Source organism: Shewanella piezotolerans WP3 (assembly GCF_000014885.1).
Lineage (GTDB): Bacteria > Pseudomonadota > Gammaproteobacteria > Enterobacterales > Shewanellaceae > Shewanella > Shewanella piezotolerans.
Genome location: NC_011566.1, coordinates 2,053,325 through 2,060,000, shown reverse-complemented (window position 1 = coordinate 2,060,000; position 6,676 = coordinate 2,053,325). Strand labels below are relative to the sequence as shown.

Genomic DNA, 6,676 nt, shown 5'->3' with positions numbered 1-6,676 from the left:
GTCAGCAGCAGTTAACATCATTCCAGGTTTAGGTTTACGGCAATCACAATCAATTTTGTACTCCCCTACTCCTTTTTCAGAATGGTGAGGGCAGTAATAAATACCGTCTAGTTCTACGCCTTTATCTGCAAAATTCCAATCCATCCATTCCGTTAATGTATGAAACTGTTCCTCAGTGTACATCCCCCGAGCTATACCAGATTGATTGGTCACAACAGCAAGAAGGTAGCCTGCTTTCTTTAACGAGAGACAAGCCTCGAAAACGCCGTCTACATATTCAAAATCATCGACTTTATGTACATAGCCATGATCTATATTAATAACGCCATCTCTATCTAAAAAAACTGCTCGTTTCACAATACTATCTCTCTACTCATTGATGTCGCTATTATTCCATTCATTAGAAACAATTGCACCGTGAACTTGCTTTAAAAACAGTAATACAGTGTAATAAATAATATATACAATAATGAGAGTAATTAAAGTGGTTGTAGACATCTATCAACAAAGGCGAATTGCGCTACTTAGTCAGTTACCAGAAAACAGTTTAGTATTGCTCGCGGGCTACCAGCAAAAAGTGCGCAGTAAAAATATTAAGTATCACTTCAGGCAAGACAACAATTTCTTGTATTTAACTGGTTTTGATGAACCCGACGCAATTGCATTACTAATTAAAAATGAAACAACCTCTTTTCATCTTTTCCTGAGACCCAAGGACAAAGATCAAGAGGTCAACTTTGGCCATCGCGCCGGCGTTTGTGGGGCTATCGAGCACTACAATGCCGATCACGCTTATCCTGTTAGTGAGTTTACCACTGAACTATTATGCCAGATGAAGGGCATCACTCATCTATATATTTGCGACGAAAATAACCGATTCTCTTCCGAGATCGTTAGCTGGGCTAATCATCATAGGCATAATGGTTCTTTTGACACTCCTAAGCAGTTTGTTGCGATAAAGCAACTCGCTGAAGTGCTACACCAGCAGAGATTAATTAAATCGGAAAATGAGATAAATAACATTCGGCTTGCAGTTGAGGCGTCAACCTACGCGCACAAAAAAGTAATGCAAGCTTGCAGCCCTGGGCTCAATGAACGCGAACTCTTTGCATTGTTTAACTTCAGTATTGCCAAAAAAGGCTGTAGCGATGTGGCCTATCCTAATATAGTTGCGTCAGGCAATAATGCTTGCTGTTTGCACTATGAAGAAAATTGTTGTGAGTTAGAAGATGGACAAATGCTTTTGATTGATGCTGGCGCTGAATATCAATATTACGCCTCTGACATTACCCGCAGTTACCCCGTGAACGGAAAGTTCAATGATGAGCAAAAAGCAATTTATCAGATAGTATTAAACGCACTAGACCGAGCTATCGAGATAATTAGGCCGGGGCTTTCGTGGAACCTAATTCATGAGACTTGCATGAAGGTAATGGCTATCGGACTCAAAGATCTTGGTCTTCTAACGGGATCAATCGAGCACATTATGACAACTGAAAGTTATAAACGCTTTACGGTTCATAAGACGGGGCACTGGATGGGGATGGATGTACACGATGTCGGTTCCTATCATGACACAGCAGGCAACTGGGTTCGCCTTGAAAGTGGTATGGTGTTTACCATTGAGCCGGGGATTTATATCCCTCTTGATGCAACTGATGTTCCTGAGGCTTACCGCGGTATAGGTATTCGCATAGAAGATGACATATTAGTCAGCGATAGCAGCTTTGAGAACTTGTCTAAAAATATACCAAGGACAGTTGGTGAAATAGAGGCTCTTATGGCCGGATCTGAAGTATAAGTCATTATTTATACTAATCAGTATACGAAATTGGTCTACTCAGTGTGAGTTTTAGCAAACTAATCCAAGGGTAAACTCATAATGGATGCTCCCTTATGAGTTTATTCAACGGCGAAACAGCGAGCTGAAAACACTGCTAACAGACGAGTTTTAGCGGCTCTAATGCCGTATTAGTAGATGCGTGAAGGTAGCATGACGATACTCTTCACTCACTTACCCCAAACCGCTAAACTCTCGCAGAGTGTTCAAACATTTATGCTGATTGCTATCAGAATTACAAGCCAAACAAATGTTATGTTGTAGTACTAATACCAATTGCATTAAAAGTTTGACCATTCAGCGGGAATTCAAAACGTTGTAGGCAAGTAGTGGGATTTGAGCTAATCGTTATTCTCGGCTCTGGCATCCTGCTTCGCTCTCGATAATTGCTCCTGCATTATTCTACCTTCGACCATCCTTGGTCTCGTACCTCCTAAATCTGACCGCCAAGGAGGGCCGGAATGTCTTATTTTGTATGGAACAAAATAGACCATTTAGTCGTATATCCAAATCCCATAGCGAAGCATACAGCGTTTGCCAATTTGTTTAACCTCAGCCGCACTACGTGAGCCCTTCAGTCTTTCCACTTCTGCTTTGCATTGGCTTAAAAGGGAATAACCATTTCTTTACCAATGCGCTTTGAATTGAAAAGGCTGAGGGGCTCTGAAATGGTCAAATACTTAATGCAATTGGTATAATTTAAAGGAGAATAACCATTTCTACATCAATGCGCCTAGAATTGAACTGGCCCAATGGCTCTGAAACGAGCATCTACAAGTAGAACAGGGATATATTCATCTAAATCAAACAAACCTATCTATTCTATAAGGTTGCAGGTCGATATTTGATTGTTCACCAGCTACCTCTTGCGCCAACAACTTACCTGTCAAAGCAGACCAAGTTAACCCTAAGTGCTGATGACCAAATGAAAAGAACACATTCGACTGTTTCTGGCTACGGCCGATTACAGGCAAGCTATCAGGCAAAGAGGGGCGAAATCCCATCCAACGTTCACCGTCGGTAACCGTTGCACTTTCAAACAATGTAGGCAGTAGCGCTTTTCCATGAGTAAACAAACAATCTGCTCTTGCTGCAACTAGAGGTGCCTTTAATCCGCCAAACTCAACCGTTCCCGCCAGACGAGTTCCGTCAGTCATAGGCGTAATGATAAACTTACGGTTATAGGAGGCTACAGGGCGTGACAGCGTGCTTATTTGTGGCATCATTAAATGATAACCTCGCTCTGATTCTAATGGAACAGAGTAGCCTAACTGCTTAGCAAAAGGTTTTGACCATGCACCTGCAGCGATAACGAGTCTTTTGATTTGCTGAGTTGCTCCTGTAGCCATATCTAACTGTATTGTCGAACTTGTTTTTGCAACGGCAACTTTGACCAGCTCTTCAGTAACGAGCTTTCCACCTAATGCATTAAATTTTGACTCTAGAGCCTTACACAAACGATAAGGATCACTGGTATGGCCGACGTGAGTGAAATACAAAGCATGAGTGATCGTTTTACTCAAAGAGGGTTCAAGCTTTCTAACTTGTGCCCCATCAAGTAATTGCACTTCAACCCCGGCATTCGCATATGCTGATAATTCTTTATTTACTTCATCTAAAGGCGTATTTTCAAAAACAAGCAAACTACCATTAAGGGTCAATAACTCCTCACAATGACAAAAGCTAACGAGCTGCTTCATCGCAGCAATAGAGCTTTGGTTAAGTGCCGTGATAGCCTGTGTATTTTTAGCTCGGCGTCTTGGTAACATATTGGCCAAAAACCGCATGAACCATGGCAGCGCTTTAACAAAATATCTAGGTTGAATTCTAAAAGGCCCTAAAGGATCCATTAGCATTCCCGGTAGTTTTGGAAGAATAGTGGGATCAGCTAATGGAAAGACTTGCTCAGTAGCAAAGTGCCCCGCATTCCCCTTAGAAGCGCCAGACCCTGCTCCTTCTTTATCTATAATAGTGACATCAAATCCTTTTCGTTGAAGCTCAATTGCTGCAGCGAGTCCAACAATACCCGCACCAACTATAGCAATCGTTCCGCGATGCTCATCGTCGTATTCTTTCATAATCAATTCCTTAACAGTCGCCGTTTAGCGCAACATAAATCCATTTTGAAACACATCATCTGGGTCAATAAAGAACTGATGCTTCCCTGTAATAAAAGATCTTCCTGATATTTCAGGAACTACAGCATGCTTACCAAAATATAGAGATTTAGCGGTAGCGCTGACAATCATTCTTCCGTCGACGATACTCTCGATCATCAATTTATCATTCAGTGCAACCTCTCCTTTTGCATGCAGTAATGCAATCCTTCCTGCTACACCGGTTCCAGTGGGCGAACGATCTACCTCTCCATCAGCAAAAATACACACATGACGCGAGTGCGCTTCCTTATTGGTTACTTTCTTAGATGTGAAAATTGTTCCATACAGAAAACTGAGATCCTCCTCAACCGGGTGATTAAGTGGATGAGCATCTATAACAGCGTGCTTTATACGCCTTCCAATATCTATTAATTGCGCCACATTATCTTGTGAACAACTGATGCCATGATCGTCAGCATCAACATAGGCGTAATATGCACCACCAAAACCTATGTCATAACGTACTAACCCAAAGCCATCGACCATTACCTCACAGTCTTTTGCTTCAGCCCATGAATCAACATTTTTAAAGCTAGCGAGAATTTTACCTTCAAAATCGCGGTAAGCTGTTGCGGTGATTAACCCCGCTGGGGCATCAATTTTTATCACTCTAGGAAGATCCTCGAGCATTATGCTACCTGTTTCACACATCACTTTTACAAGCGCTAAAATGCCATGGCCACACATAGAGCTATAGCCTTCATTGTGTAAAAATAAAACACCAAAATCGGCTCCATCTGTCACAGGTTCAGTCACCAATGCACCATACATATCTGCATGCCCCCGTGGCTCATGCATAAGTAATTTACGATAAACATCCCAGTTTTCAGCAACAAATTTGCGTTTTTCTAAAATAGTTTCACCTTTTATTTCAGGGTAGCCAGAGGTAATAATTCGCAGTGGCTCACCTTCTGTATGTGCATCAATCGTTTTAAACGCTCTATAAGTGCCTGCCAGCGCTGGACTGATATCAATTTCGGTCATTTCTAGTTTTCTCCTTGCTAAAATTGCATATTGTATACAATTTAATTAGGGTGAGTTAGTGACTCTATTTCACGATTTAGGGTCTTTTATTTTTTACTCTCGCGTATACAATATCCCACAATAAAGCGGAATTACAAACGTAAAAATGTCGTAATCAAGGCCTAAATATGAAAGTGAATTGGCAAGGTGTTTTCCCAGCTATCTCAACTCAATTTAATGAAGGTGGTACTATCAATTACGAGTCAAATGCTCGCATGTTGAAAGAGCTAATAAGAGATGGAATTGACGGAATTGTTGCGCTAGGTACCATTGGAGAAAATGCTTCTCTGAGCCCAGAAAAAAAACGTAGTTTTATCAAGCATGCCGTTGAAACCGTTAATGGTCGTGTTATGCCACTGCTAAGGCTTGATACTATCCCAACACCGGCCCAATGCATTAAATTTGCAGAACAAATACTAGGACGCGTTAGCGAAAATGTCCGTATGCCTCGCTTACCTTTACTCGGTGAAGAACGGACTTACGTTGAGCAAGCGATCGCTCAAGCACTAGAGACTCGTATTGCTCTAGATAAATACAACATCGACTAAATCAAAGTCATATCTCCAAGCGCTGGCCTCTTATTCAACAAGCTCAGCACACTAACTATAATAATGGAGCGATATACATGCTGAAAGGCACTTATTTTTGCATTGATGCACATACATGCGGTAACCCGGTAAGGCTGGTAACTAGTGGTCACCCCAACCTAATCGGTAATACGATGAGCGAGAAAAGACAACATTTTCTTCGCGAATATGATTGGATCCGCAAGGGGCTTATGTTTGAGCCTAGAGGCCACGATATGATGTCAGGTGCCTTCCTCTACCCACCATGTTCAGATAATGCGGACGCATCGATTCTATTTATTGAAACAAGTGGCTGCCTGCCAATGTGCGGTCATGGCACCATAGGTACAGTCACTGCCGCCATAGAGTCCGGATTATTAACGGCTAAAACTCCCGGGAAGCTCATCATTGATGTTCCCGCGGGTCAAATCAAAATTGATTATCAAGAAACGTCCAACAAAATAGATTGGGTAAAAATTTATAATGTCCCAGCCTATCTCGCCCATCAAGACGTAATACTAGATATTCCCGACTTAGGCACGCTAAAGGTGGATGTCTCATACGGCGGTAATTACTATGTGATTGTTGATCCACAAGAAAATTTTCCAGGATTACGACATTGGACAGCTGCAGATATTTTACGCTGGAGTCCGATAGTTAGACAGGTAGCTCATGAACAGCTCACCTGTATTCACCCATATGACCCTACAGTAAATGGCGTTACCCATGTACTTTGGACGGGTGAAACTATCACCTCCGGTTCCGATGGCGCTAACGCAGTATTTTACGGTGATAAAGCGATAGATCGCTCGCCATGCGGAACAGGAACCAGCGCGAGGCTTGCACAACTTTATGCAAAAGGACTTTTGCAAACGGGCGATGAGTATACCCACGAAAGCATTATCGGTAGTCAATTTGTAGGACGGATAGAAGAAGCGGTACAAGTCGGTGAGTTCTCTGGGATTATGCCAAGTATTAAAGGCTGGGCCAGGATAACTGGCAACAATGCCATCACCATTGATGATGCCGATCCATACGCCTTCGGCTTTCAGGTCGTATAACTAATCACTAAATTATTGAGCATGCAT

General features: G+C 42.2%; 6 protein-coding genes (1 of these 6 only partly in view). 3 read left to right on the top strand and 3 right to left on the bottom strand.

From position 1 onward, the window contains the following. Positions 1–357, bottom strand: the 5' portion of a protein-coding gene (gmhB, locus tag SWP_RS08815; protein WP_020912120.1) for a D-glycero-beta-D-manno-heptose 1,7-bisphosphate 7-phosphatase. 201 nt of this gene lie to the left of the window's left edge; only the first 357 of its 558 coding nucleotides appear in the window; the start codon lies at positions 355–357; its stop codon lies beyond the left edge, outside the window. Between the two features lie 112 nt (positions 358–469). Here gmhB and SWP_RS08810 point away from each other — a divergent pair, with 112 nt between their 5' ends. After that, complete coding sequence (locus SWP_RS08810) at positions 470–1,801, top strand: aminopeptidase P N-terminal domain-containing protein (protein ID WP_044555802.1); 1,332 nt, start codon at positions 470–472, stop codon at positions 1,799–1,801. Between the two features lie 842 nt (positions 1,802–2,643). Here the strand turns inward: SWP_RS08810 and SWP_RS08805 are convergent. Continuing rightward, positions 2,644–3,918, bottom strand: a complete 1,275-nt coding sequence (locus SWP_RS08805; protein WP_020912117.1) for an NAD(P)/FAD-dependent oxidoreductase — start codon at positions 3,916–3,918, stop codon at positions 2,644–2,646. A 24-nt stretch (positions 3,919–3,942) separates the two neighbouring features. Beyond that, entirely contained in the window at positions 3,943–4,983 is a 1,041-nt protein-coding gene (locus SWP_RS08800; protein WP_020912116.1) for a proline racemase family protein, read from the bottom strand. A 167-nt stretch (positions 4,984–5,150) separates the two neighbouring features. Here SWP_RS08800 and SWP_RS08795 point away from each other — a divergent pair, with 167 nt between their 5' ends. Both SWP_RS08795 and SWP_RS08790 read left to right on the top strand, forming a co-directional pair. After that, positions 5,151–5,570 (top strand): dihydrodipicolinate synthase family protein, encoded by a 420-nt coding sequence (locus SWP_RS08795; RefSeq protein WP_020912115.1) that lies wholly within the window; start codon positions 5,151–5,153, stop codon positions 5,568–5,570. Positions 5,571–5,647: 77 nt separating this feature from the next. Continuing rightward, the gene (locus SWP_RS08790) at positions 5,648–6,649 is read left to right on the top strand and encodes a 4-hydroxyproline epimerase (protein ID WP_020912114.1); all 1,002 of its coding nucleotides are present in this window, start codon (positions 5,648–5,650) and stop codon (positions 6,647–6,649) included. Positions 6,650–6,676: the final 27 nt, after the last annotated feature.